The 25,364-nt window shown below is 53.8% G+C and carries 25 protein-coding genes, 2 pseudogenes and 1 riboswitch; of the genes and pseudogenes, 16 read left to right on the top strand and 11 right to left on the bottom strand.

Annotated features, from left to right (window positions below):
• Positions 1 to 464: 464 nt before the first annotated feature.
• Complete coding sequence (locus RHJ02_RS09745; protein WP_302677741.1) at positions 465 to 1,013, top strand: hypothetical protein; 549 nt, start codon at positions 465 to 467, stop codon at positions 1,011 to 1,013.
• A gap of 117 nt (positions 1,014 to 1,130) precedes the next feature.
• Here RHJ02_RS09745 and RHJ02_RS09740 read toward each other — a convergent pair whose 3' ends face one another.
• From RHJ02_RS09740 to RHJ02_RS09725, 4 genes are all read right to left on the bottom strand, one after another.
• Complete coding sequence (locus RHJ02_RS09740) at positions 1,131 to 1,583, bottom strand: DUF4278 domain-containing protein (RefSeq protein ID WP_206199997.1); 453 nt, start codon at positions 1,581 to 1,583, stop codon at positions 1,131 to 1,133.
• Positions 1,584 to 1,627: 44 nt separating this feature from the next.
• A riboswitch (Glutamine riboswitch) is annotated at positions 1,628 to 1,712 on the bottom strand.
• A 124-nt stretch (positions 1,713 to 1,836) separates the two neighbouring features.
• Positions 1,837 to 2,454, bottom strand: a complete 618-nt coding sequence (locus tag RHJ02_RS09735) for a Crp/Fnr family transcriptional regulator (protein ID WP_310744494.1) — start codon at positions 2,452 to 2,454, stop codon at positions 1,837 to 1,839.
• 166 nt (positions 2,455 to 2,620) lie between these two features.
• Positions 2,621 to 4,141, bottom strand: a complete 1,521-nt coding sequence (trpE, locus tag RHJ02_RS09730) for an anthranilate synthase component I (RefSeq protein ID WP_310744493.1) — start codon at positions 4,139 to 4,141, stop codon at positions 2,621 to 2,623.
• Between the two features lie 33 nt (positions 4,142 to 4,174).
• Positions 4,175 to 5,002, bottom strand: coding sequence for an aldose epimerase (locus RHJ02_RS09725; RefSeq protein ID WP_302678177.1), 828 nt, complete (start codon positions 5,000 to 5,002; stop codon positions 4,175 to 4,177).
• Positions 5,003 to 5,080: 78 nt separating this feature from the next.
• On the opposite strand from RHJ02_RS09725, the gene RHJ02_RS09720 reads away from it, so the two are divergent.
• The 6 genes from RHJ02_RS09720 (at position 5,081) to RHJ02_RS09695 (ending at position 8,074) form a co-directional block, all read left to right on the top strand.
• Positions 5,081 to 5,446, top strand: a complete 366-nt coding sequence (locus RHJ02_RS09720; RefSeq protein WP_206199993.1) for a hypothetical protein — start codon at positions 5,081 to 5,083, stop codon at positions 5,444 to 5,446.
• Positions 5,447 to 5,541: 95 nt separating this feature from the next.
• Positions 5,542 to 5,883: a LapA family protein gene (locus tag RHJ02_RS09715; protein WP_149818967.1), complete on the top strand. Its 342-nt coding sequence runs from the start codon at positions 5,542 to 5,544 to the stop codon at positions 5,881 to 5,883.
• A gap of 72 nt (positions 5,884 to 5,955) precedes the next feature.
• Entirely contained in the window at positions 5,956 to 6,522 is a 567-nt protein-coding gene (def, locus tag RHJ02_RS09710; RefSeq protein ID WP_149818965.1) for a peptide deformylase, read from the top strand.
• A gap of 18 nt (positions 6,523 to 6,540) precedes the next feature.
• Positions 6,541 to 6,738, top strand: coding sequence for a hypothetical protein (locus RHJ02_RS09705; protein WP_206199992.1), 198 nt, complete (start codon positions 6,541 to 6,543; stop codon positions 6,736 to 6,738).
• Between the two features lie 16 nt (positions 6,739 to 6,754).
• On the top strand, positions 6,755 to 7,138 hold the full coding sequence (gene gcvH, locus RHJ02_RS09700; RefSeq protein WP_206199991.1) for a glycine cleavage system protein GcvH: 384 nt from the start codon (positions 6,755 to 6,757) through the stop codon (positions 7,136 to 7,138).
• Positions 7,139 to 8,074 (top strand): branched-chain amino acid ABC transporter permease, encoded by a 936-nt coding sequence (locus RHJ02_RS09695; RefSeq protein ID WP_302678176.1) that lies wholly within the window; start codon positions 7,139 to 7,141, stop codon positions 8,072 to 8,074. It abuts the gene before it with no gap.
• A gap of 10 nt (positions 8,075 to 8,084) precedes the next feature.
• Here RHJ02_RS09695 and RHJ02_RS09690 read toward each other — a convergent pair whose 3' ends face one another.
• Positions 8,085 to 9,743 (bottom strand): Ppx/GppA phosphatase family protein, encoded by a 1,659-nt coding sequence (locus tag RHJ02_RS09690; protein ID WP_310800175.1) that lies wholly within the window; start codon positions 9,741 to 9,743, stop codon positions 8,085 to 8,087.
• A 40-nt stretch (positions 9,744 to 9,783) separates the two neighbouring features.
• Positions 9,784 to 10,506 (bottom strand): hypothetical protein, encoded by a 723-nt coding sequence (locus tag RHJ02_RS09685; RefSeq protein ID WP_149818954.1) that lies wholly within the window; start codon positions 10,504 to 10,506, stop codon positions 9,784 to 9,786.
• A gap of 71 nt (positions 10,507 to 10,577) precedes the next feature.
• Here RHJ02_RS09685 and RHJ02_RS09680 point away from each other — a divergent pair, with 71 nt between their 5' ends.
• The 5 genes from RHJ02_RS09680 to RHJ02_RS09660 are packed head-to-tail and all read left to right on the top strand — an operon-like array spanning position 10,578 to position 17,381.
• Positions 10,578 to 11,102 (top strand): GNAT family N-acetyltransferase, encoded by a 525-nt coding sequence (locus RHJ02_RS09680; protein WP_206199987.1) that lies wholly within the window; start codon positions 10,578 to 10,580, stop codon positions 11,100 to 11,102.
• Between the two features lie 39 nt (positions 11,103 to 11,141).
• A complete protein-coding gene (gene purL / locus RHJ02_RS09675) occupies positions 11,142 to 13,427 on the top strand; it encodes a phosphoribosylformylglycinamidine synthase subunit PurL (RefSeq protein ID WP_310742971.1) in 2,286 nt (761 codons plus the stop codon).
• Positions 13,428 to 14,876, top strand: coding sequence for an amidophosphoribosyltransferase (gene purF, locus RHJ02_RS09670; protein ID WP_206199985.1), 1,449 nt, complete (start codon positions 13,428 to 13,430; stop codon positions 14,874 to 14,876).
• Positions 14,873 to 16,723 (top strand): S9 family peptidase, encoded by a 1,851-nt coding sequence (locus RHJ02_RS09665; protein WP_310800174.1) that lies wholly within the window; start codon positions 14,873 to 14,875, stop codon positions 16,721 to 16,723. The genes purF and RHJ02_RS09665 overlap by 4 nt, the downstream gene beginning before the upstream one ends.
• Before the next feature lie 7 nt (positions 16,724 to 16,730).
• Positions 16,731 to 17,381, top strand: a complete 651-nt coding sequence (locus RHJ02_RS09660) for a riboflavin synthase (RefSeq protein WP_302678174.1) — start codon at positions 16,731 to 16,733, stop codon at positions 17,379 to 17,381.
• Positions 17,382 to 17,560: 179 nt separating this feature from the next.
• Here RHJ02_RS09660 and tsf read toward each other — a convergent pair.
• Positions 17,561 to 18,313, bottom strand: a pseudogene (gene tsf / locus RHJ02_RS09655) (translation elongation factor Ts); the annotation flags it as partial.
• A 17-nt stretch (positions 18,314 to 18,330) separates the two neighbouring features.
• Positions 18,331 to 19,122 (bottom strand): 30S ribosomal protein S2, encoded by a 792-nt coding sequence (gene rpsB, locus RHJ02_RS09650; protein ID WP_149818942.1) that lies wholly within the window; start codon positions 19,120 to 19,122, stop codon positions 18,331 to 18,333.
• Between the two features lie 218 nt (positions 19,123 to 19,340).
• Between rpsB and RHJ02_RS09645 the strand changes: the two genes are divergently transcribed.
• The 3 genes and pseudogenes from RHJ02_RS09645 to RHJ02_RS09635 all read left to right on the top strand — a co-directional run.
• The gene (locus tag RHJ02_RS09645; protein WP_310742970.1) at positions 19,341 to 20,732 is read left to right on the top strand and encodes a ParA family protein; all 1,392 of its coding nucleotides are present in this window, start codon (positions 19,341 to 19,343) and stop codon (positions 20,730 to 20,732) included.
• Between the two features lie 92 nt (positions 20,733 to 20,824).
• The gene (locus RHJ02_RS09640; RefSeq protein WP_206199980.1) at positions 20,825 to 21,346 is read left to right on the top strand and encodes a hypothetical protein; all 522 of its coding nucleotides are present in this window, start codon (positions 20,825 to 20,827) and stop codon (positions 21,344 to 21,346) included.
• 83 nt (positions 21,347 to 21,429) lie between these two features.
• Positions 21,430 to 21,705: pseudogene (locus RHJ02_RS09635) on the top strand (transposase); the annotation flags it as partial.
• Positions 21,706 to 21,790: 85 nt separating this feature from the next.
• Here the strand turns inward: RHJ02_RS09635 and cysK are convergent.
• A complete protein-coding gene (gene cysK / locus RHJ02_RS09630; protein WP_206199979.1) occupies positions 21,791 to 22,756 on the bottom strand; it encodes a cysteine synthase A in 966 nt (321 codons plus the stop codon).
• Positions 22,757 to 22,819: 63 nt separating this feature from the next.
• On the bottom strand, positions 22,820 to 23,257 hold the full coding sequence (locus RHJ02_RS09625; RefSeq protein WP_206199978.1) for an Rrf2 family transcriptional regulator: 438 nt from the start codon (positions 23,255 to 23,257) through the stop codon (positions 22,820 to 22,822).
• A 215-nt stretch (positions 23,258 to 23,472) separates the two neighbouring features.
• On the opposite strand from RHJ02_RS09625, the gene tsaD reads away from it, so the two are divergent.
• A complete protein-coding gene (tsaD, locus tag RHJ02_RS09620; protein ID WP_302678173.1) occupies positions 23,473 to 24,534 on the top strand; it encodes a tRNA (adenosine(37)-N6)-threonylcarbamoyltransferase complex transferase subunit TsaD in 1,062 nt (353 codons plus the stop codon).
• Here tsaD and RHJ02_RS09615 read toward each other — a convergent pair.
• Entirely contained in the window at positions 24,479 to 25,333 is an 855-nt protein-coding gene (locus RHJ02_RS09615; protein WP_149818932.1) for a metal ABC transporter permease, read from the bottom strand. The two genes, tsaD and RHJ02_RS09615, sit on opposite strands and share 56 nt — an antisense overlap.
• Between the last annotated feature and the right edge of the window lie 31 nt (positions 25,334 to 25,364).

Raw genomic sequence — 25,364 nt, 5'->3', positions numbered from 1 at the left:
TTCAGCAGCAATCCTGCGGTCGCCCGTGGATGCTCAATCACTAATTAACCGCTCACACAGGATGAGGTGAGCATTTTTGCCGCTTTTTCAGCCTTGGCTAAACTGACATCCGAACATCTAGCTTCTCTTAAAAGAGCTGTACTGGCCACGCTGAATTCGTGTGAAGAGATCCCTCTGAAAAGAGCTGTATTAAGATTTATTACAATTAGGAGTCTCGCGTAACTTCAGCTATTGTGAGAGGTACTGTCAAGAGTAACGGATGTATGTCCTTGAAAAAACGGCAGCCCTTTTCTGAAATATGTCATAACATATTGTGCCTAAACACAATAAGCACAAAAATGTGTGACCCGTCCTACAGCGGCGTTGGCTGCTGCAAGGATGTTCGATCCCTGTGAAAGGGGCTGTACCCAATTGATGTCCCATTGTTGTTGAAAGTTGATGATTTTCTACTCGTAGGGGCAATCATGAGAATTGGTGAATTACTACTGAAGGCGGGGTTAATTACACGAGGCCAACTCCAAGTCGCCTTAATGGAAAAAAGCATTTATACCAACTTGCGCTTTGGTGAAATTGTTGCCCTCCATGGTTGGTTGCCCCAAAAAACCATTGACTTTTTTGTAGAAGAGTGGCCAAAACTGATCCAAGACAAGGCAAAACGGCCGATTGGTTTTTACCTGAAAAAGGCAGGCTTATTGACGGAAGAGCAAATAAAACAAATTCTCAAGGAGCAGTGGCAGGTGAACTATCGCTTCGGTGCCTTGGCTGTCCTCAATGGCTGGGTAAAACAGGAAACAGTAAACTTCTTCCTAGAATACGTCAACCCCAATGCCCTCAAAGAAAGGACGCGCATCGAGAAGGCTACCCTATCGGATATCAAGCGCCCAACTCCCCAAAGTCGCAAGCCTTCAAAACAATCCCTTGCCTCCCTGAAGAAGGTGGCCGATCCAGAGGACTTGGCGGAGATCGATCTCGATCTTGATTTTGATCTTAATGAGATTGAATGGCTAAGTTAGGCCAAGTGCAGCCATTGCTTGACGCCCTAGGCTGAAATAAAAAACTCGCACCAGAGATAACTCCCATGCGAGTGCCGTTACGAATCAGTCTTGAGAGAGGACAATCACACCCCTGTGCTAGCTCATCGTGGCATGACTGCGATCGTAGCTTGTCCAGACATGGGGCTTAATTTTGCCCTGAATTTGGTTCCAATAGTGACCTGCGGCCGCAGGTAATCCCATTTGGGCAATCATTCGCGTGAGGAGGGATTGTTCGCGGTTTTTGATCACTTGGTGGTGATGGGTGAGAATGACCCGCGAAAGTTGATTGAGATCAAGCGCTGGCATATTCACTTCCTTGGCTGTGTTGGCAGCAGTGGTTGCTGTCGTATTCACAGCTTCCGTTTGACCCGTACGGTAGACCACACCGCGATAGATTAAATCCCGCACAGGTTGAGCCGGAGGATTCACTGCTCGAGTGCAGTGGTAGTTCCAACCCCGATATTTGGCTACAACATCGGTTGCTTCAGTACGGACTGCCGGAGGAACGTAGTCGTATTGAACGCCGCGATAGGTGAGTGTAGTTGTCATCATCATCGCCCCAAATGATGTACTGGCTAGTTGTTGTCAGCTGAGGCGCGTTCCTTCGGGACAATTGCCCTACTTCCGTCTTCGCTATTCACCTAAGTTTTTTGGTGGTTCTTAGCAAAGATGAACGATTTATTTCTGTATCTAATTTAACAGTTTTGCCACTATGAGTGCAAGTGGTTACAAAAATTTACACTAGAAACCTTCTCTTTTGTGCCAGAGGTGCCCTGATCAGGGGAGAACTAACCTAAATCACCTAAATCTGAGCGGCGTTGGTGAGAATAATGTGGCGATCGCGATCGTAGGTGAGCCACTGCTCCTTTTTGAGTTTGCCCAACAGACGTGTGATGGTCACTCGACTTGTGCCAATCGCCGTTGCCAGTTGCTGGTGGGTGAGGCGAACACTATAGCGAGTGCCGAGGGGATGGGGTTGACCAATTTCTTGCTTCAAAAGCAAGAGTAAATGGCGTAATCGCTCCTCAATCCGGCGATGGCTGGTAATTCCTAAAAGACCTTCCGCTTGCCGTAGGCGACGAGCCAGACCCCGCACAAGGCTTTGGGTCAAGTTGGGTGAGGATTCTACCTCCACCAGTGTAAAGAGCATCAACTCTGCTTTGGAAAGTGCCTTGGCTTGGTAGGCCGTTAAACTGGTCAAGGGTAAACCAAAAGCAGTACCGGGTGTGGCCAGTCCCACCACCACTTCTTCACCATCGGGGTGCAAAAGGTTTAACAGCACGACGCCCCGGCTCACTAGCCAAATGCGCTCTGGCTCCATCCAGATGCTGTCCCCCATGCCAAACGTGTGTAGTCGAGAGGGGGAACGCCAGCGTCCATCCACAGGGGGAGTGATTGCAGCGGTGGAGACGTTTGCCATGGCAGTAGAACCTCAAGCAAAGGAACCAGCCCTTAGGTGTGTGCCTGAGAGATGGGTGGTTTTTCCAACATTCCCAGTGCCTGTGTTCTGGGTAACGTTAGCAACAACCGGCTATTAGACTAAGGGGTAAATGTAAAAACCAGATGATGGCTCCTTGATCATTTGGTTAAGGCTTGCCGCCCAGCGCAGAGATGGCCTCCAATAAACCGCGAGCTTTGTTCAAGGTTTCTTCGTATTCCCGCTGCGGATCGGAATCCGCAACAATACCAGCACCGGCTTGGACGTGAATGAGGTGTTGGTGGTCGCTTAGCAGTTGCACCACCATCGTGCGAATAGCGATCGCGGTATTGAGTTGACCTTCAAAGTCATAGTAACCATAGGCACCAGAGTAGGGGCCACGGCGGCAGCCCTCCAATTCATAGATGATTTCCATGGCTCGAATTTTGGGGGCACCACTGACGGTTCCAGCCGGAAAACAAGCTTGGAGCAGATCCCATGCCGTTTTATCGGGCAATAGTTCGCCGACAACATTACTCACAATATGCATGACGTGCGAGTAGCGTTCAATCACCATAAACTCCTCGACGGTGACACTCCCCTGACGACACACGCGCCCCAAATCATTGCGCCCCAAATCAACGAGCATGACGTGTTCGGCCACTTCTTTGGTATCGGCAAGGAGTTCTGCGGCGAGCTGCTGATCTTCGGCGTAGGTGTGACCCCGCTTGCGGGTACCGGCAATGGGTCGGACAGTGGCAAGGAGAGACCCACGTTTTTCAGGATGGTGTTCGGCTTTGACCATGACTTCTGGGCTAGAGCCAATGATCTGCCACGTGCCAAATTGAAAGTAGGCCATGTAGGGGGAAGGGTTAATCAGGCGCAAGGAGCGATAGAGGGCAAAAGGATCACCGCTGTAGGTGGCACTGAGGCGTTGGGAGAGAACGACTTGGAAAATATCGCCCGCACGGATGTAGTCCTTGGCCCGCGCCACATTGGTACAGAAGGCTTCGGGAGTGATGTTGCTGGTATAACTAGGGGTCTGGCGACTGGGTTGCCAGTGCAGCTGGGTGGCCGCAGCGGGAATCGGAGTTCGCAGTTGACTCAAAAGCCGCTCTAGGCGATCGCTGGCATGGGTATAGGCCGTTTTCAAGTCCGTCTCACGGGTATCAGCATAGACCACTGCCCAAATTTTCCGCTTCACCTGATCAAAAATCAGGATTTGATCCACCTGCATCCACACGCCATCCGGCAAATCCTTTTCAGTGGCAGGATGAATCGGAACCCGCGGCTCAATCCACTGAATCAGTTCATAGCCCCAAAAACCAAAAAGACCGCCAATGCCCCCCGGCAGTTGGGGTAGCTTCACGGGTTGATAGGGGGCAAGGCAATTGGCCAAAATTGTGAAGGGATTGCCCGTAAATGTGGTGAGTGAGCCATCGCGATGGGTTTGGGTGGTTTGGTTGCCCCGCGTTTCTAGTACCCAGAGCGGATCACAACTGAGGAGGCTGTAGCGAGCCAATTGTTCACCCCCCTCGACGGACTCGAGCAAAAAGTTGTAGGGGCGATCGCGACAGACCCGATACCAAGCCGATACGGGCGTGTCCATATCCGCCACCCACTCCTGATAGATGGGGATGAAGTTACCCTGCTCAGCAAGCTGACAAAAGGTCTGAAAATCGGGGTACATGGTCGCGTCTGTGAAAACCTTTCTATTTTCTCCCTAAAGGGGGGCAACAGCAATCTCAACGCCAAGGGTGAGGTGCTTTTGGGGTGGCACGTGCAGGAGATCTACCCCCGTATTCAAGGCATTGCGGGGGGCAGTCCAAGGTTCTAGACAGTAGTAGGGTTTGCCCTGAACCGTCCAAAAAACAAGGGTTGTAAACGCTGTATCATAGCGCAGCGTCAGGCAGTACTGTTGTTGCAGATCACAGACGCGAGCCACTTGACCCGTGAGGGGACGACAGGCCAAATCCAGTTCTGCCGCATGCCAGTCAAACGTGCCGCTAAAGGTGAGGGGTTGTTGCGTTTTCTGATCCACCATGGCATGGATTGGCAGGTCAAACTGCAATTGCTGCTTGTCAGCAACGGCAAAGTAGGGATGCAAGCCAAAGCTAAAGGGCAAGGGGGTGTCACCGGGGTTAGCCACCTCAAAGGCGATCGCCAAGGCATCAGCAGCAAGGGTGTAGGTTAAGGTCAGATGAAAGGCAAAGGGATAGACTTGGCGCGTGGCTGGCGTATCCTGCAATCCCAGCGTCAAGAGATGTTCCTGCTGATCTAACACCTGCCATGGCAAATCCCGTGCAAAGCCATGCTGCTTGAGGTGATAGGTTTGGCCATTGTGGTGAAATGTATCCTCGGGCAAATTGCCACAAATGGGAAAGAGAATGGGAATACCGCCACGCACGCTTAACTGCGGGTTGGCAAAGCGCTCCCGATCCAAGTACAGCAGCTCATGACCTTGCCACTGCCAGCGGCTAATCAGGCCACCGCGCTCTGGAATTACTTCAACGCGAGTACGTTCGGCGTGGAGAGTATAGGGCATTACCATAGCTGGACAGTACGCCTGCTTTTTAGGATACACTCGCGACTACGCTAGAATAGCGGCAATGCCCTTGGAGGGAGGCCAATGTCCCTAAGATTTACCCTAAACCCCACCCTGCGTTTTTGGTTCAGTGTGTTGCTGGTAACTTGGTTACTGGGGCTACTGGGGCTAGGCTGGTTAGTGCAATCCTTTCTGGTGCTGTTTTTCATCTTGATGTTGACCCCTGTACTCCTTTTTGCAGGGTTACAACTTTGGTTTCGCTGGAAGTTGGTGACGGCGGCTTGCCCAGTGTGTGGCTTTGAATTTAGTAGTTTGAAGAATACCCAAACCCAATGCCCCGCCTGTGGCGAAATCCTGATGGTGCGCGATCGCCAGTTTCAACGCTTGGCTCCCCCCGGCACCATTGATGTCCAAGCAGTAGAAGTCAGTCACTCAGTGATTGAGGACTAGCCACAGTGGTATGATTAGCCCAAGATTGTTGGTCGCTGGCAAGAGGCCCGATGCGACAATCCCTGTCTATGCTTAGATTTGTTACAGGATGCCCTATGCGACAACTGAACTTCTTGATGATATTTGTCATTGGCTTGGGCTTAGTTCTCTTTAGTATTCAGAATACCGAACCCGTAAGTATTAAGTTCTTTGAAGGGAAAGTGATTCAAGCCCCATTGTGCATTGAACTCATCGTGGCCATGGGCATTGGTGCCGTCTTTGCTTGGGTCTTTAACGTCTGGGTACAGGTGCAGCGCATCTTTACAATCCGGGTGGAAATGGAAGCCCGCGATGAGCAAATTGCCCACCTTGAGGAGGATGTGGAACGCTACAAAGCTGCCCTTGAGGAGCAACAACGCCTCTTGCCCAGTGTCAGCAGTGCCTCGACGGAAAAGTAGCCGAGAGCCTTGAAAATTCGTTAGGCTAGGAAATGATTAACTTTTGTTATTTTGTGTTAATCGGCGTGTCCTATGGCTACCTCTCTGGCTGTTGAAAAGAAAAAGTTAAAAAATCCGCCCCTGCAATTGCACTATTTGGGCGATCGCGTGCTGCGTCAACCCGCCAAACGGGTCAGCAAAGTGGATGACAGTATCCGCGATATTGTGCGGAAAATGCTGCAAACCATGTACAGTGCCGATGGCATTGGCTTGGCGGCACCGCAGGTGGGCATCAATAAGCAAATTCTTGTCATTGATATTCATCCCGATGACCCCGAGGCAGAACCGTTGGTGATGATTAACCCGGTCATTAAGGACTTCAGTGAAGACCTTGAAGTCTGCCAAGAGGGCTGCCTGAGTATTCCGGGGGTGTACCTAGAGGTGCGTCGTCCGGCCATGGTGGAGGTGGCCTACAAAGATGAGTGGGGGCGTCCCCAAGTCATCATGGCGGGTGGGCTACTGGCGCGGGCGATCCAACATGAAATTGATCACCTGACGGGGGTGATGTTTGTCGATCGCGTCGAGAACCAAGCCCTACTGCGCCACGAACTCAAAGAGCATGGGTTTACCGCCAGTGCCGTGCGTCCCATTGCTGCCTAACCCTGAGGATCATCGTCTGTGGCCAAGAGTTATCTATACCTACTGGGTGCCTGTGTGGCAGCGATCGCCACGGTGGGTTGTGTTTTTGAACTGAGTTCGGGAGAAGCCCAGTTGGGAACCCTTCCAACTACCGTGATTTTGCTCCTCAGTGTGCCCCTTGGTTTAGTAGCCTTTGTAACGGCGGTGCGCCTTGCCCGTGCCAGCGATCGCCCCTGATGGATTGGAATCTGCTATGACGCTCACCTACCCTGACGACCTGCAATATCTCGACAGCCATGAGTACCTGCGCCTTGAGGGCGATACAGCCACCCTCGGCATTAGTGCCTTTGCCGTCGATCAACTGGGGGATATTGTCTTTGTTGAGTTGCCTGCCGTTGGCGATGTCCTAGAACCCGGCGAACGCTTTGGCACCATTGAGTCGGTCAAGGCCGTTGAGGATCTCTATGCACCCCTCGCCGGAACCGTGATTGAGGTCAATCAAGCTGTCATTGACAACCCAGAGCAAATTGCTGCCGATCCCTATGGGGAGGGGTGGTTGGTGAAGGTGCAAGTCAGTACCCCCCCTACGGGACTCCTCTCAGCAGCGGATTATCGTGCCCTTGTGGAAGGAGCGTAGGTGCTAACAAGCAGCCTGCAAGTCCTTGTGGATGGATTGGCCACAGGGAGTGTTTATGCCATCTTTGCCCTCGGCTATACCCTTGTCTTCTCGATTTTGGGCATCATCAACTTTGCCCACGGTGCTGTTTTTGCCATTGGCGCTTATCTCACCTATGCCCTCTTAGGGGGACGCTTTGGCTTTAATGGTCTGTTGGCCAATGGACAGCTTCCCGTTGCCTTACCCTTTGCGCTGGCCTTAGTTCTCAGTGCCCTTGGCTGTGGCCTGTTGGGGGTTGGCATTGATTGGGTCGTCTTTCGACCCCTGCGGCAACAGCGCGCCGATACCCTCTTGACCGTGGTGGCCAGCCTTGGGGCGGCTGTTCTCCTCACCAACCTGATCCAGTATTTGGTGGGTGCCGAAGTCTATACCTATCCCGATCAACTCTGGGGGAGATTGCCCCTCACCCTGCGGTTGGGGGACATTGCCCTGCGCACTAGTCAATTTGTCATCTTTGCCGTGGCCGTGGCTTTGATGATTGCCCTGACCTATTGGGTCAAAGGGACGCGCATGGGGAAAGGATTGCAAGCGGTGGCCGAAAATCCGACTGCCGCGACATTACTGGGCATTGATAGCGATCGCATTATTCAAGTGACGTTTTTTGTCAGCAGTGCTTTGGCTGCCGTTGCTGGTACCCTCGTCGCCCTGAGTGTTGGGATTACGGGGCCGCAGTTTGGCGTGATCTTTGGTCTCAAGGGGTTAGCGGTGATTGTTCTGGGGGGCCTAGGGAGCTTACCGGGGACAATGTTGGCGGGCTTTTTGCTGGGACTAGTGGAGGCAATGGTGCCTGCCGCTGCTTCGGGGTTTCGGGATGCTGCGGCCTTTGCGATTCTCTTTCTGGTGCTGCTTGTGCGCCCCCAAGGGCTGTTGGGGCAGCCCCCAGTGGAAAAAGTTTAAGGCTGTTGAATTAGTAGTTGACTGCTGTGGCTAGAGCCGTACTACTGGCGGGCACTAATTCCACCTTCAAACTGACGCCAAATTGGCTTTCAAAGGGTTCTTTTTTGTAGTTGACACTCCAAATTTCCAGTTCACAGCGATCGCTCGGATCAGCGGGATGTACCTGCACACAAAACTCCCGTTGTACAGCGCGCCACTCACAGGTAATGTGATCCACGGCCCCAATTTGTCGCCGATCCAAGGCCGAAGCCAGCCGTAGAATCGCACTCAGTTGCTCGACAATTTGCCGTTCTCGCCGTCCCACCAGTTGGCGGAAGTTTTCATGCTTTTTCTTGGGGGGACTCTTGCGGTGATAGCGACAGAGGTTGGCAATGATCTCGATTTCCGTATCGGTGTAGCCGAGCAGACCCCCATGGCGCACAAGGTAGTAGGAATGTTTGTGGTGGGCAGAATGGCTGACGTAGTGACCGGCATTGTGGAGAATCGCTGCTGCCCAGAGGAGTTCTCGCTCTGCTTCTGTCCAGTTGTGGAGAATCCCTTGGGTGCGATCAAAGAGTGTCAGGGCGAAATCGGCCACCCGTTCACTGCTGGCAAGATTGACATGGAACTTTTGCGCCAAACTGTAGGTACTGCGCTGACGCACCGAGCTTTGATAGCGGAGGCGGTCTTCAATCAGGCCGTGGGTAAGCATCCAGTCCACAATGATGCCTTCCCGCAGGGCGCGATCGCAGGTGATCAGGCTGGTTTGACCAAGCATCTCCATGGCCTCAGCGAGAATCACTGCCCCTGCAACAATAATTTCAGCGCGCCGCTCCGACATCCCCAAGAGTTGACAGCGCTGGTTAAAGTTGAGTCGCCGCAATTTGGCCACAAGTGCCTTTAAGTCCCCTAGCGTCAGTTCATAGCCGCGTAGGGAGGGGGGACAAGCACCAAGGCGATCGCAGGTGTGAATCATCATCAGGCTTTCAATTGTGCCTGAGGTACCCACCAATTGCGGTTTTTCATGGGGACCAAGCTGCTGCCGTAGGTCTTCAACAACACGATCCAACATTCCCCGCACATAGGCGCGCAGGGCCGCATAGTCCTGATCGCTAATGGGATCGCTTTTGACAAATAAGTCCGTCAGGCGTACTGCCCCCACTTTGGTACTGCTGAGGTAGCGGGGTTCATGACCATCCCCCAAGATTAACTCTGTGGAGCCACCGCCAATGTCAATGATGATGTGGGGCTTGCCGTTGAACTCTAGCCCCGAGAGCACCCCCAAGTAGATGCGCCGCGCTTCCTCTTCACCGGAAATTAGATCAATCGTCAGGCCGGTCTCTTCCTTGACCCGCTCTAAAAACTCGCGACCATTGGGGGCTTCGCGCACCGCACTGGTGGCCACGCCAATAATTTCTTCGGCCTTCAGACCCGTGGCCAATTCGCGACAGCGGCGCAGGGTGGCGATCGCCCGCTTCATCGCTTCCTCTGTCAGTTGCCCCGTAATTTGGCAACGTTCCCCCAGCCGCACCATATCTTTTTCAGCAGCAATGATTTTGAAACTGGGTAAACTGGGCTGAATTTGCACCACCACCATGTGAATTGAGTTTGTCCCAACATCAATGGCCGCCAGAATGCGATCGCTGAGATTCACTGCTCGCCACAGGTGGAGATGTTGTTCAGCCGTCATTGGACTTGTAACAAAGGAGACAAACACCCCCTATCCTACCCTAAGTGTTTCCCGTTAGATGATCCTTAATCTTGGCAGCAATACGCGAGCCTAAATAATCGGGAATCACACTGCCATTGGGTCCCAGCAGATAGAGTAACAGTCGCACCCGTCCCTGCCAAAGCATAAAGTTGATATTCACCACCAGCAGTTCCTCTTGCCAAATGGCGTGCATCACCTTGTAGAGCAACGCCGGATGATTGGTGGACTCCACCAACAGTGCCGGCAGATGAAAGACCTGATCCTGATAAAAGCTGGTGGTAATTTGCGGCAGGCCTTCGTTGAGGTTAAACTCCATGGCCAGCATTTCCTCAACGGCAAATTCACCACTGAGGGTCTGTTGGAGGGCACGGCGCACGCTTTCACTACGCTTTTTCGTCAGGGGTTTGCCCTGCTCTGAGAGCACCAGTTTGACAAACACCAGCATCGGTGGTCGGACATGGCCATAGAGCGAGACATTGTGAATTGTCAGCTTGTAGGCGGCCATCACCCCAAAGAGATCACTGAGCAGGTAAGAGTGATTGCGGTGGGCAAAGTGGAGAACGGAGCGATCGCCCTCAGGGACAATCTGAATCACCGCCTGATTGGTCTTATGAATTTGAAACCCCAGTTTCAGGTTTTGCAGTTGCACATCCCGACCAACAAATTGCTCATAAAAGTCCGGAAAAGAGCGGTTGAAGCGCTTCAGGACATCAAGGTTACGCAGTTGAAAATCGGAAACCATGGGTGAGAGTCGCTATACTATAGCCTAGGCCGGGTTACACTTGGTCGTTTCCCCATCTCCAGCATACTTGCATGAGCTTCTGGAAATCGCTGTTCAATTCGCAACCGACTGCCAGCGCCACCACGACGTCCCCTAGTGTAGGTTCTCAGGTAGAGCGGGACAATGGCAGCGAAAGCCAAATTATTTTCAGCAAAGAAAAAGAAATTGATGTCTATGAACTCGAAGAACTCTGTGATGCCGTGGGCTGGTCACGCCGCCCCATTCGCAAGGTGAAAAAAGCAATTCAGCATAGCTTTTTAGTGATCTCGATGTGGGAGCAGCGGGGTGCCTATCGTCGCCTCATTGGTTTTTCGCGTGCGACCTCGGATCACGCCTTTAATGCCACGATTTGGGATGTGGTCGTGCATCCAGAGTTTCAGGGACGGGGGCTGGGCAAAGAATTAATGCGGCAGATGATCAAAGAACTGCGCAGCGAGGACATCAGCAACATTACCCTCTTTGCCGATCCCCATGTTGTCGACTTTTACCGTCAGTTGGGTTTTCGCCCGGATCCCGAGGGGATTAAGGGGATGTTTTGGTACCCCAATTCCCGCTAGGCTCGATAATCAATAACGTAGCCGAAATCATCCTTTGCTATGAGCCAAACGCCCCTCGTCACTGAGGCTGAGATTGCTGCTGAAGGCCTCAAGCCCCAAGAGTACACCGAAATTGTCCGCCGCCTTGGCCGCCATCCCAACCGCGCGGAATTGGGTATGTTTGGGGTGATGTGGTCAGAGCATTGCTGCTACAAAAACTCCCGTCCCTTGCTCAAGCAGTTTCCCACCCAAGGGGCACGGGTACTGGTCGGTCCTGGTGAGAATGCCGGCGTCGTGGACTTAGGGGATGGCTTGCGCCTTGCCTTTAAGATTGAGTCCCACAATCATCCCTCGGCCATTGAACCCTTTCAGGGGGCAGCGACCGGCGTGGGGGGGATTCTGCGGGATATTTTTACGATGGGGGCGCGTCCCATTGCCCTGCTGAACGCCCTGCGCTTTGGCGATCTTAAGGAAGCCAAAACCCAACAATTGGTGAAAGGAGTCGTGGCGGGTATTGCCCACTATGGCAACTGTGTCGGTGTGCCCACGGTGGGGGGCGAGGTCTATTTTGACCCTTGCTATGCCGGTAATCCCTTGGTGAATGCCATGGCCTTAGGCCTCATGGAAACCCCAGAAATTGTTAAATCGGGAGCGAGTGGCATTGGCAATCCGGTGCTGTATGTGGGATCTACAACGGGTCGTGATGGCATGGGGGGGGCTAGTTTTGCCAGTGCCGAACTCACTGATGAATCAATGAGCGATCGCCCCGCCGTCCAAGTGGGGGATCCCTTCATGGAAAAATGCCTCATTGAAGCCTGTCTGGAAGCCTTTCAAACGGGGGCAGTGGTGGCCGCCCAAGATATGGGGGCAGCGGGCTTGACCTGCTCGACTGCAGAAATGGCTGCCAAAGGCGGTGTTGGTATTGAACTGGACTTGGACAAAGTGCCCGTACGGGAACAGGGGATGGTGCCCTACGAGTTTCTCCTTTCGGAATCCCAAGAACGGATGCTCTTTGTGGCGGCGCAAGGGCGGGAAGCCGAACTGATTGAGATTTTCCATCGTTGGGGCTTGCAGGCGGTGGTTGTGGGTCGCGTCATTGCTGAACCGCTGGTGCGGGTGCTTTACCGCGGCGAGGTGGCCGCAGAGGTGCCTGCCCGTGCCCTTGCCGAAGATACCCCCCTCTATGAGCGACAGTGTCCCAGTGAGCCACCTGTCTATGTCCAACAGGCGCGGCAATGGTCGGTGGATCAATTGGCGCTACCGGCGCGATCGCCCGCGGAGATTTTGCTCACTCTTCTCGCCACCCCCAGTATTGCCTCTAAAGCATGGGTCTATCGTCAGTACGATCACGAGGTGCAAAACAACACCCTCGTTTTCCCCGGTGATGCTGATGCAGCGGTCATTCGCCTGCGGGGCACCTCCAAAGGGATTGCGGCGACGGTCGATTGCCCCAGCCGCTATGTGTATCTGGATCCCTACGAAGGCGGCAAAGCAGCTGTGGCCGAAGCCGCTCGTAATCTGAGTTGTGTGGGGGCAGAGCCTCTGGCCGTCACCGATAACCTCAACTTTGGCAGTCCCGAAACGCCCGTAGGTTACTGGCAGTTGGCCCATGCCTGCCGCGGTCTTGCGGAGGCCTGCCGGGCTCTACAAACGCCAGTCACGGGTGGCAATGTCTCCCTCTACAACGAAACAATTGATCGCAATGGCCAACCACAGCCGATTTATCCGACCCCCGTGGTGGGGATGGTGGGGTTGATTCCCGATTTGCAGCGGGTTGTCGGTCAGGGCTGGCGATCGCCCGGAGATGCCATTTACCTATTGGGGTTGCCTCTAACCACGCCCTTGAGTGATCCGCGCCTGAGCCTCGGTGGGTCGGAATACCTTGCCCAGATCCATGGCCTTGTGGCGGGGCGTCCACCTCAGATTGATTTAGACCTAGAGCAGCGAGTGCAGGCGGTGTGTCGCTATGGCATTCAGCAGGGGTGGGTTGCCAGTGCCCACGATCTCAGCGAGGGGGGCTTGGCCGTGGCCTTGGCGGAAAGCTGTCTCAGCAGCCAACGGGGGGCAACGATTCAATTGCCAGCGGGCACCTATCCGCGGTGGGATGTGCTGCTGTTTGCTGAAGGGGGGGCGCGCATTCTGGTTTCGGTGCCGCCAGCGGCACAGACGGTGTGGGAAGCCTATGTGCAGGCGCAACTGCCCAATGCTTGGACACGCCTAGGGGTTGTTAATGGTGAACATACAGAACTGTGTATTGACACCTGTGACAATTCTCCGCTTATCAAGGTTACGATGGAAGAGTTAGCTCTTGCGTGGCGATCGCCCCTGCCGAAGTATTTGGACTAAATGACAGAACAACAATTTGCTGATAAGCCGGAAGAAGCCTGTGGTGTCTTTGGGGTCTATGCCCCGGGGGCGGATGTGGCTCGCCTCGCCTACTTTGGTCTCTATGCCCTGCAACATCGAGGTCAGGAATCGGCGGGAATTGCCACATTTGCGGGTGACACCGTCCACTGTTACAAGGATATGGGCTTGGTCTCCCAAGTCTTTGACGAAGAGATTCTTGGAGGGCTGGTGGGAGATTTGGCTGTCGGCCACAACCGCTACTCGACCACCGGTTCTAGTCGCATTGTCAATGCGCAACCCGTTGTGGTGGACACTCGCCTTGGGCCTTTGGCCTTAGCCCACAACGGTAACTTAGTGAATACCTACGCTCTGCGCGAACAAGTCCTAGCCTGTGATGCCCCTACGGCGGTGTTAGCCAGTACCACAGATTCGGAACTCATTGCTTGGGCGATCGCCCAAGCCGTGGCCACCGGTCAATCTTGGTCAGAGGGGATCATTACCGCTGCTCAACAGTGCCAAGGGGCTTTTAGTCTAGTGATGGGGACACCAGCAGGATTGTTTGGCCTGCGAGATGCCCATGGCATTCGTCCCTTAATGATTGGCCGCCTCATGGGTGAGACCACGCCCCATTACGTGCTAGCTTCTGAAACCTGTGCCCTCGATATTATTGGTGCGGACTATGTGCGGGAGGTGGAGCCTGGGGAACTCGTCCACATTAGTGCCGACGGGATTGGCAGTGTGCAATGGGCAGAGTCGCAACGCAAGCTGTGTATCTTTGAGATGATTTACTTTGCCCGCCCTGACAGTGTGATGCAGGGGGAGAGCCTCTATAGCTACCGGCAGCGGTTGGGACAGCAGTTGGGTTGCGAAGCTCCCGCCGAGGCGGACATCGTCATTCCTGTACCGGATTCCGGTATCCCTGCTGCCATTGGCTTTTCCCAAGCGACGGGGGTGCCCTACGCCGAAGGCCTGATTAAAAATCGCTATGTGGGGCGGACGTTTATTCAGCCCACCCAGTCGATGCGAGAGTCGGGAATTCGCATGAAGCTGAATCCGCTGCGGGATGTGCTGATGGGACAGCGGGTGGTGATTGTGGATGACTCGATTGTGCGGGGCACCACTAGCCGCAAAATTGTCAAAGCGCTGCGGGATGCCGGTGCAGTGGAAGTACATATGCGGATTTCCTCGCCGCCGGTCACTCACCCGTGCTTCTATGGCATTGACACCGATACCCAAGATCAACTGATTGCAGCCACCAAGTCCGTGGCTGAGATTGCCGCTCAGATTGGTGTCGATTCCCTGAGCTATCTCAGTTGGCAGGGAATGATTGCCGCCACTTATGATACGGGCGATCGCTTTTGTTCCGCCTGCTTTACGGGCAAGTACCCGATTAGCATCCCAGAGCCAGTGAAACGGCAAAAGTTGGTGCTTGAGCAAATTCCCCAATGAGTTTGGACTACGGTCACTGGCCTTCGATCCTCTCTGCCGCCGAAGTCAGTGCTGCGGCCACCAGTCTCAGTGAATTGCGCGCCACTCCCCTAGGTTTGGTGGGGTTAGAGCGGCGTCCCCAAGAAAAGGGGCGAGTAGTGCTGGTGCGTCAAGGGCAAGAACTTTTGGCTGCCCCTTGGAGTGCGCGATCGCGCGTGAATGAGTATGGCGGCGGTGCCTACTGGTACCACGGTGATCAGATTTACTTTGTCAATGATGCCGATCAGGGAATCTATGCCCTTGGGGAACCCAGCCCTCAGTTAATCTATCAAGCGGCGAATACGCGCTTTGCCGATGGTTGCGTCGATCCTTGGCGCGATCGCCTGTTGTGTGTCGAAGAGGCGCATTTTGCCGATGGCTCCAGCCAACAGTCCATTGTTGCCATTCACCTGTCGGGAAAACGGACAGTGCTGGTTCAAGGAGCGGGCTTCTATGCGGCGCCACGCTTGAGTCCAGGGGGCAACACCTTGGTTTGGTTGCAATGGTCAGCACCGCAGATGCCTTGGGATGGCTGTGAACTCTGGGGGGCAACCCTCAATGACGACGGCTCCCTTGGTACCCCCTACCGTATTGCTGGCAGCAGCGATGAATCGGTGCAGCAACCCCAATGGCAGGGAGAGACCCTCTACTACATCAGCGATCGCTCTGGCTGGTGGAATCTCTACCGCTACCGTGATGGCCACCATGAACCTGTTTGGCAGGCCAGTTATGATGCCGGTGTGCCCCTGTGGGTCTTTGGTCAATCCACCTATGCTTTGGTGAACCCGGAAACGGTGGTGTTAACCTATAGCGATCGCGGCCTATGGCGGCTGGCAGTCGTCTCCCTAGCCACGGGTGAGTGGCAAACTGTCCCGACGGACTACACTGAGATTCATTCTCTCGTTCGCCTGAGCGATCGCGCCGTTGCCTTGATTGGCAGTTCGCCCCTGTTGCCCCCCCATATTGTTGAGTTCAATCTGGATGACGGCACCACCACACCGCTGCAACCCATTGCTTCTCCTCTGCCACGGGAGTGGATTTCCCAGCCCGAGGTGATGGAATTTCCGACGAGTGACAGCGCAACCGCCTACGGCTTTTTCTACCCGCCCCAAAATCCCCAAGTACAGCCCCCGGCAGACTCACGCCCCCCCTTAATCGTGAGAAGTCATGGCGGGCCAACGGCAGCCAGTGGCACAGGTCTCGATTTGCGCATCCAGTTTTGGACTAGTCGCGGCTTTGCGGTGTTGGATGTCAACTATCGTGGCAGTACGGGTTATGGTCGTGCCTATCGCAATGCCCTGCGGGGACAGTGGGGCGTGGTGGATGTGGCGGACTGTAGCGCTGGGGCAGAGTATTTAGTTCGCCAAGGAAAGGTGGATGGCGATCGCTTAGCCATTCGCGGCAGCAGTGCTGGGGGCTATACCACTCTGTGTGCCCTGACGTTTACGACAACCTTCCATGTGGGAGCAAGTTACTACGGCATTGGTGATCTCCTTAGCCTGCTCAAGGAAACCCATGCTTTTGAAGCCCATTATTTTGATCAACTGATTGCCCCCTATCCCGCAGGGGCAGACCTCTACCGCCAGCGATCGCCCCTCTACCATGCGGATCGCCTCACCTGTCCAGTGATTTTCTTTCAGGGGCTAAAGGATGTCGTTGTTCCCCCCAGCCAAGCGGAACAGATGGTAGCCGCCCTTCAGGCCAAGAGCATTCCCGTAGAATATTACACCTTTGCCGAAGAGGGACACGGCTTCCGCCAAAGCAGCACGATCGCCACCGCCCTTGAGGCAGAATTAAAGTTTTATCAAAGGCATTTACTCAACGGCTAGAAGAACAATGTTTACTGGCATTATTCAGGCGATCGGTGTCCTCCAGCAACGCTCCGAGTCCCAGTTGGCAATTAACGCTACCGATGCCCCTTTCCTTGCTGAGGTGGCCATTGGCGATAGTATTGCTGTGGATGGGGTCTGCCTCACAGTGGAAACAGTTGATGCCACGGGGTTTACGGTCAGTGTCTCCCCGGAAACGCTGCAACGCACCACATTGGCGGCCAAAGCGGCAGCAGGCGCAATGGTGAACCTAGAACCTGCCCTGCGCGTTGGGGATAGGGTGGGAGGGCATTTTGTGACCGGTCATGTGGATGGTGTGGGTAGCGTGCTAGCGATCGCACCCACAGGCACGAGTTGGGAATTCACCTTCTCTGCCCCTGCAGCGGTAGCAACCTACATCATCCCCAAGGGCAGCATTGCCATCAATGGCATTAGCCTCACCGTTGCCCATTGCAATGAAAAAGGGGATGAATTCAGCATTGCTGTCATCCCCCATACCTACGCAGAAACGACGTTGCAATTTCTTAGGGTTGGCGATGGTGTGAACCTAGAGGCGGATCTGTTGGGCAAATATACCCGCAAATTTCTCCAGCCTCAAGACGCCTCAACCGCAGTCGAAATTGACCTCGCCTTTCTCCAAGCCCATGGCTACGCCTAGGGTCATTATTTTTTCTTCTTGGTAGTCCGAGACTTGCCACCAGATTTTTTGGCAGCAGCACCAAATCCCTTACTTTCAGCCGTAGGTTCAGCGACTGGTTCAGGGTTTTCGGCAGCAGGCTCAGCCACTGGTTCCACTGTCTGCTCAGAAACTGTGACAGGTTCTGGGGCTGGCTCGTCAGGTGTTGTTTCCGCTGCTGGTTCAGGGGCACTCACTTCAGGCGTTGCGGTTTCGACCGCTTCTGCGGGTGCTTTGGCCGTTTTTGCGGCGGCACTCATGGCTTGGGTTTGGGCGGCCACCTCTTCAGCAAGGTTGGTTTCTTGCTTCTCAATCCCCTCACCGAGGACAAAGCGTTGGAAGCGGCGAATCTGGATATTTTCCCCCAGTTCGGCAATGTGCTCTTTGACCAACTCTTCAACGGTCTTGGACTGATCGCGGATAAAGGGCTGGTTGAGCAGGCACAGCTCTTTGAGGGTTTTCTCTAGTTTGCCAGCAACGATTTTCTCCTTGACTTCCGGGGGTTTCCCCTTCAGCGCATCGGAGCCAAGGGCAATCTGGCGTTCTTTTTCCTTGTACTCAGCGGGAATATCATTCACTGAGACAAATTCCACATTGGGGCAAGCGGCAATTTGCTTGGCAATGTCTTGGACAAGGGCTTTGAATTTCTCGTTGCGAGCCACAAAGTCGGTCTCACAGTTCACCTCCACCAGCACGCCAATGCGCCCGCCAGTGTGAATGTAGCTATCCACCAGACCTTCACTGGTGACGCGCCCGGCTTTTTTACCCGCAGAGGCTAGACCCTTTTGCCGCAACCAAGCAATGGCGGCTTCCATATCGCCGTTGGACTCCTGCAAGGCTTTCTTGCAGTCCATCATGCCGGCACCGGTTTTGTCCCGCAGTTCTTTGACTAGTTTGGCTGAAATCTCTGCCATGATCTGTTCCTCAAGGATTAAGCGTCAGAATCATCTGGAATATCTAGGGCGTCAGCATCACCATCGTCGCTGGCGGTCATCCCATCGTCGTCCTCATCACCGAGATCCGCTTCTGGTTCGTCCAACTGACCATGGCGGCCTTCGTAAATGGCATCGGCTAGTTTACCCACAATCAGCTTAATCGAACGGATGGCATCATCGTTAGCGGGAATGGGAATATCCACTTGATTGGGGTCGCAGTTGGTATCCAGCAGCGCCACGATCGGAATCCCCAATTTGTGGCACTCGGCAACGGCGTTGTATTCCCGCTTGACATCAACAATAATCGCGACATCAGGAAGCCGCCGCATCTGTTTAATCCCGCCAAGGTATTTTTGCAAACGTGCCAGTTCTCGCCGCAGGGCTGAAGCCTCCTGTTTTGGCCGCAGATCAATGAGGCCATTTTCCTCCATGCTTTCTAATTCTTTGAGGCGATCGACACGGGTTTTGATGGTATTCCAGTTGGTGAGCATCCCCCCCAGCCAGCGCTGGTTGACGTAGTAACTGCCGCAGCGGAGCGCTTCCTGTTCGACAATGCCGGCGGCTTGGCGCTTGGTACCAATAAACAAAAAGCGTTTGCCTTTTTCAGCGGCGTTGCGGATGTAGTTGTAGGCTTCATCCACCAGTTGGGCGGTTTGCACGAGGTCAATGATGTGCACCCCATTGCGAACCGTGAAGATGTAGGGTGCCATCCGGGGGTTCCAGCGGCGGGCTTGGTGGCCAAAGTGAACCCCTGCCTCCAGCATTTGGGCAAGGCTAAGAACTGCCATTGAGTTGTACTCCTATGGGTTAAACAACCATCCGTCCATCATCCGGTGAGGACACCCAAGGGGACGAATGTGAAAGATTTACAGATTTACTATCATAGCCAATGATCAAGGCTGTTGGAAAGCCCAATCCACAGTGATTTGGTAGCGTCGTGATCTTGACGCTCAGGGGTGGCCAACCTATTCTGTAAAGATTCAAGACGGCTGGATGGTGCTGAACGTTGGATATTTCCCGCTTGCGATCGCAATGGCAACAAATTCACGGTGACGAAACCTCTGAAGCCGTTATTGAGCAGCACTTTGTGCAACCGCTCCTGAGTGTGTTGGGCTTTGGCGATCGCGATCGCGTCTCCTCTTTTGACACAGGTATGGGCATTGCCGATGTGGCAGCCCGTTTTCCCCGCGAACATCAGCCTCCTTTTTGTCAGACTCAAGTTGACCCCGATTTAATTGTGGAGATTAAACCCCCTGCCCGTCGCTCCCGCAATACCCCCAGTCAAACCGTGGTCTTGAACCTTGAGAATGGGTCTACCCATCATAGCCGCGCTCTGCAACAACTCCGCCAACTTCTCAGGGGTTGCCATTGCCAAGGAACCGCTTGGGGGTTGATCACGAATGCCCGCCATCTACAGCTTTTTCAACGCCATGGTCACTTGGTCTATCCAGTGACGCCCAACTATGAACTGACGGGCGATCGCCTTGAGGGCATTATCGAAGACCTCAAAACCTGCTTGCGATCGCGCCCCCGTGCCACCACCCTCTGTCTCTATAACCATAAGGGGGGAGTGGGCAAAACCACCACCACGATTAACTTGGGCGCCACCCTTGCTGTGGCAGATGCCGCTGTCTTGCTTATTGATTGCGACCCTCAGGGGGATCTCAGCCGCGCCCTTGAGCTAACCCCCACCAGTACGACCCTTGCGGCTTGTCTGCAAAACCCTGATGAGCCGATTACGGCTACGATTCGCCCTTTTGACCTGCGCATCCGCACCAGCAGCAGTATCAAGTCTGCCCATATTTTTGATGTCATTCCCGCTGCGCCGCAACTGCAAAGCATTCTTATTCAGGCGATGCAAACCCAATATCCACCCATTACTCGCCTGCGGGAACTCCTCGCCCCCTTGCGCGATCGCTACGACTACATCCTCATTGACTGCCCCAGTGCTTGGCTCTTTTTAAGTAAGAGCGCCGTGTATGCCAGTGACGCCGTTTTGATTCCCACCCGCCACACCGATCTCTCCTCCCTCAACAATGCCGCTCAGGTGATTCACCAATTTCTCTTTAATGAAATTCACACATTGCGCCGTGAAGGCGGCCCCCTTCCTTTGCCTATTTTCTTTAATGGTGCTCCCACAACCGACAAGGCAATGGCCGTTGCCCAAACAGAAATTGAACGGATTCTCCAGAAACTCCCCCACCTCACTCCCTACTTTTGGCCACAGTATCAAGCCAATGACACAAGCGTATTTGCCATTCCTGAATATGCCATTATTTCCCGTGCCGCCTTTGCCCGTGTCCCTGCTGTTTTCAAAGATAAGCGCGTCTTAGGCTTCTATCAAACATTGGTGCAGACCTATCTTCGCCCCTTAGCTGCTGTCAATGACCTCCCCTGACCAACAACCTTCCTAACAAGATTTATAAAAAATCTGAAAACAGAAATTGCTTGCTCCCCTAAAATGAAATTACCCCTCCCTGAGCAGCCATCATGACCGAGCCTGTCACCCAATCCCAACTGTCTGAAGTTCTGGAAACCGTGAAGGCAATCCAGTCGCAGTTGACAGAACTCACCCTTGAAGTGAAGGTGGGGCAAGCAGAAATCCGTGAAAAGTTCAACACCATTGATCAGAAATTCAACATCATCGATCAGAAGCTCCAAGCAATGGAGACCAAGTTTGAAGAAAGACTCAATGCCATTGAAGTCAAATTCGATGCAAAGTTCAATACGATGGAAGCGACCATCAATGAACGATTCAAGGCTATTGATGAGAAGTTCAATGTAATGGAAGCCACCATTAATGAAAAATTCAAGACTATTGACGAAAAATTTAACACCATGGAGGCCAAAATCGAGGCCGTTCGCCTAGAAGTACAGAACAATCGCGAACAGTTAGTGGAGCTAGGGAAACGCCAAAGTTCAACGGACAATCGCCTGTGGGCATTACTGGTGGCACTCTTTTTGATGGTGGCAGGACTCTTGGCCAAAATTACATTGTTTGACAGAGTCTAGAGGAAAATTGCTGTGACTCAGTCCCAATTGGCCGAAGTTCTAGGGCGTATCATCAGATCGATTGACCATCGAGGCAGTGTTTTGCTGAGGCATTACTGGTGGACAAAGCCTATGATGCAGATGAGCGGCGGGTGCTAAGACGGCTAGCGGAGAAAGGGTGCGAGGCTGTCATTCCGCCCAAGTCTTGTCGTAAACAGCGTCGTGGTTATGACAAAGAACTGTACAAAGCTCGGCACTTGATTGAGAATTTTTTTGCTAGGCTCAAGCCGTATCGAGGGATTGCCACACGTTACGATAAGACAGCGCGAAACTTTTTAGGTGCGATATATCTCGCTGCCGCTGTTATCTGGCTTAACTGATGACCCACCCTAGGCGATCGCCGCAACCTACAAACCAAGTTTTAGTTGGCACAAAACAACCCTTGACACTGAACTCCACTTGTGGCTAATGTTGCAAGTAACTGGGTACCAAGGGCAGTGCATCCTGAAACAGGGGTGTGGTTAAGTAGCGTTCACCAAAGCTCGGCTGCACCATGACAATTAACTTGCCCGCATTTTCGGGTCGTTGAGCCACCTGAATGGCAGCGCAAAGGGCAGCCCCACTGGAAATGCCTGAAAGAAGGCCTTCTTCACGGGCTAGGCGGCGACCAAAATAAATCGCTTGATCGTCAGAGACGGGGATCACTTCATCAATGAGTTCTCGTTTAAGAACGGGGGGCACAAAGCCGGCGCCAATACCTTGAATTTTGTGGGGCCCTGGTTTGCCGCCTGAAAGGACAGGACTATTGCTAGGTTCGACAGCGATCGCCTGAAAGCTGGGCTTCTTGGCTTTGATCACTTCTGCCACTCCCGTAATCGTACCTCCAGTACCCACTCCAGCCACCAAAATATCCACTTGACCGTCCGTATCTTGCCAAATTTCGAGGGCAGTGGTTTCACGATGAATCTTGGGATTGGCGGGATTTTTGAATTGTTGCAGCATGAAAGCATCTTCAAGGGAGGCAGCAATTTCTTCGGCGCGACGAATGGCACCACTCATCCCCTCTGTGCCGGGGGTCAAATCCAGCTCTGCTCCATAGGCACGCAGCATAGCTCGCCGCTCTGCACTCATGGTCTCTGGCATAGTGAGAATCAGGCGATAGCCCTTTGCCGCCGCCACCATTGCTAAGGCAATCCCGGTATTGCCCGATGTGGGTTCCACCAAAACCGTCTTACCGGGGGTAATGAGACCCGCTGCTTCTGCCTCCTGAATCATACTCAGGCCAATGCGATCCTTAACCGAGGCCGCAGGATTCATGCTCTCTAGTTTGACGACAATTTCTGCCACACAGCCTTCCGCTTGGGGAATGCGGTTCAGGCGTACAAGGGGCGTCCGACCAATGAGGGCAGTAATATCGGGGGCAATGTTCATGGGATATCAATCTCCAATTCAAGACAAAAACCTTAGAAAAATTAGATGAATGTCAACCCCAGCCTAGATGTAGTACATGACATCCACGTGCTGGTAAGCCTGCCGCCGATCGCACAAATCTTGAAGGGTATGCTTTTTCAAAACATCATTGGCTGCTGCGCAGGCTTCTAGCCACACTGAACGGATCAGACTACGCTCCAGATCGCCCTTTTCAGGCGGCTTTTGGGCGAGCTTGGACTCAATCCCCTCGATACAGTTGAGCACGTCCAAAATTGAGATTTGCCAAGGTGCTTTTGCCAGCAGGTAGCCACCCCGTGCCCCCCGTTGACTGCGAATCAGCCCCTTGCGGCGTAGGGTCGCCATCAGTTGCTCCAGATAGCGATCGGGAATGTTGTGCAGGGCAGCAATTTGGCGAATTTGTAGCGGCTCCGCCTGTTCATAGGCCGCTGACATTTCCAAGAGCGCCAAGAGGGCGTACTCACTTTTGGCAGACAGTTCCACAAGACGTTTGGCACACGCACGACATTGAGCAGATTGCCCAACCCATAGTATATTCTACTTCTTGATCGGGATTTAGGAGATTCTTAAGAATCTTCACCGTAGCGCTGGTTGCAACCTCGAGAATTCACGGCATTGCGCAAACGCCCTTCAGCAACTTCACTCGAAAAACCGGCTAGACTGAAAAGAGGCTCTAGCTTCATGCCCACGTCTGCCCGATGGTAAGAATTCTGGCCATTGAAACCAGTTGTGATGAAACGGCAGCAGCCGTAGTGTGCGATCGCGCCATTGAAAGTCATGTGATTGCCTCCCAAGTACGTGCCCATCAACCCTTTGGCGGTGTCGTACCGGAAGTCGCCTCCCGTGCCCACTTGGAAAACATTAACGGCGTGATCACAGCAGCGATGAGTGAGGCCGGTTGTGATTGGTCTGCCATTGATGCCATTGCTGTCACCTGTGCTCCCGGATTGGTGGGGTCGCTGCTCATTGGGGTTACGGCGGCAAAAACCCTTGCCCTTGTGCAGCAAAAACCGTTCTTGGGAATTCACCACCTTGAAGGCCACCTCTATGCCTCCTACTTAGCGGAACCGACCCTTGAACCACCGTTTCTCTGCCTCTTGGTGTCTGGCGGGCATACCAGTCTCATTGGCGTTTATGGCTGTGGCGAGTACCAACTCTTTGGCCAAACGCGGGATGATGCGGCGGGGGAAGCCTACGATAAGGTAGCACGCCTACTGGGCTTGGGCTATCCAGGGGGGCCAGTGCTCGATCGCTTGGCGCAGCAGGGCAATCCAGAGGCCTTTGATCTACCAGAGGGAAATATCCGCCTCCCCGATGGCAAGGTGCATCCCTACGATTCCAGTTTTAGTGGGCTGAAAACCGCAGTGGCACGACTCGTGGAGGAGCTGCGTCAAACCCATGATGAATTGCCGGTGGCTGACCTTGCGGCCAGTTTTCAGAAGGCGGTGGCACAGGCCTTGACCAAGCGGGCGATCGCGGCAGCAGTGGATCATGGATTCAAAACCCTCGCCATTGGGGGAGGCGTAGCGGCAAATTCTGGACTGCGACAACACCTGACTGCGGCTGCTGAACCCTTGGGGCTACAGTTGATTTTTCCGCCTCTGCGGCTATGTACCGATAATGCGGCGATGATTGGCTGTGCGGCAGTGGATCATTTCCAGCGGGGCGATCGCTCCCCCTTGGAGCTGACAGCCCGTTCACGCCTCAGCTTGCTGGAGATTTCTGCCCTCTATGCAGCCACGCCCCTCGCAGTGAGTTAATCGCGATCGAGCCTAAAAAGAACACCAGTTGACAGACCACAATACTCGGCCCCGATGGCCAATTCATCCCTGCTGACAAGAGCATACCAACAATGGCACTGCCTACCCCTACTAGGGCCGCCAAAACCACGTACTGCGAAAATTGCCGACTCCACAGGCGAGCGCCACAGGCGGGAATCACCACAAAGGCACTAATGAGCAATACCCCCACTGTCTTAATCGAGACGGCAACCACCAAGGCCAATAGGGTGATAAACAGCAGCCGCTGAATCCCCACCGCCGCCCCCCGCGCCACCGCCAAGGCCTCATTCACTGTGATTAACAATTGCACCCGTAACGTGAGCAGGATGAAAGTGCCGACAAGGGCGCAGAGCATGCCACTCATGACGAGATCGGCTGGGCGCACCGCCAAAATATCGCCAAAGAGTAAATTATTTAGCCCCCCCTGATAGCGATCGCTCATACTCAGCAAAATCACCGCCAGCGCTAAGGAGGCTGAGTAGATGATATTCAAGAGGGCATCCGTCCATAGTCGCGTATGCTCCAGCAGATAGGTCACCCCGAGGGCAAACACCACGGCAAAGGGCAGCAACATCACGGAGGGATTCAATCCTAGAATAATTCCTAGGCTAATTCCCAGTAGGGCTGAGTGCCCCAAGGCATCACTAAAAAAAGAAAGTTGCCGCAGGATTGTAAAGCTACCGAGGGCACCCGCCATCCCTCCCGTAAAGATCCCTGCCCACAGTGCCCGCTGCATAAAGGGCAACTGCAACAGCTCAATCATTCGTTCCAAAATCATGGGGACTTCTGTTTAGCACCTGCCAAAGAGG

The sequence above is a fragment of the Thermosynechococcus sp. TG215 genome (assembly GCF_031583455.1).
Taxonomy (GTDB): Bacteria; Cyanobacteriota; Cyanobacteriia; order Thermosynechococcales; family Thermosynechococcaceae; genus Thermosynechococcus.
The sequence above is the reverse complement of the archived record's forward strand: the minus strand, read 5'-3'. Positions and strand labels throughout refer to the sequence as shown.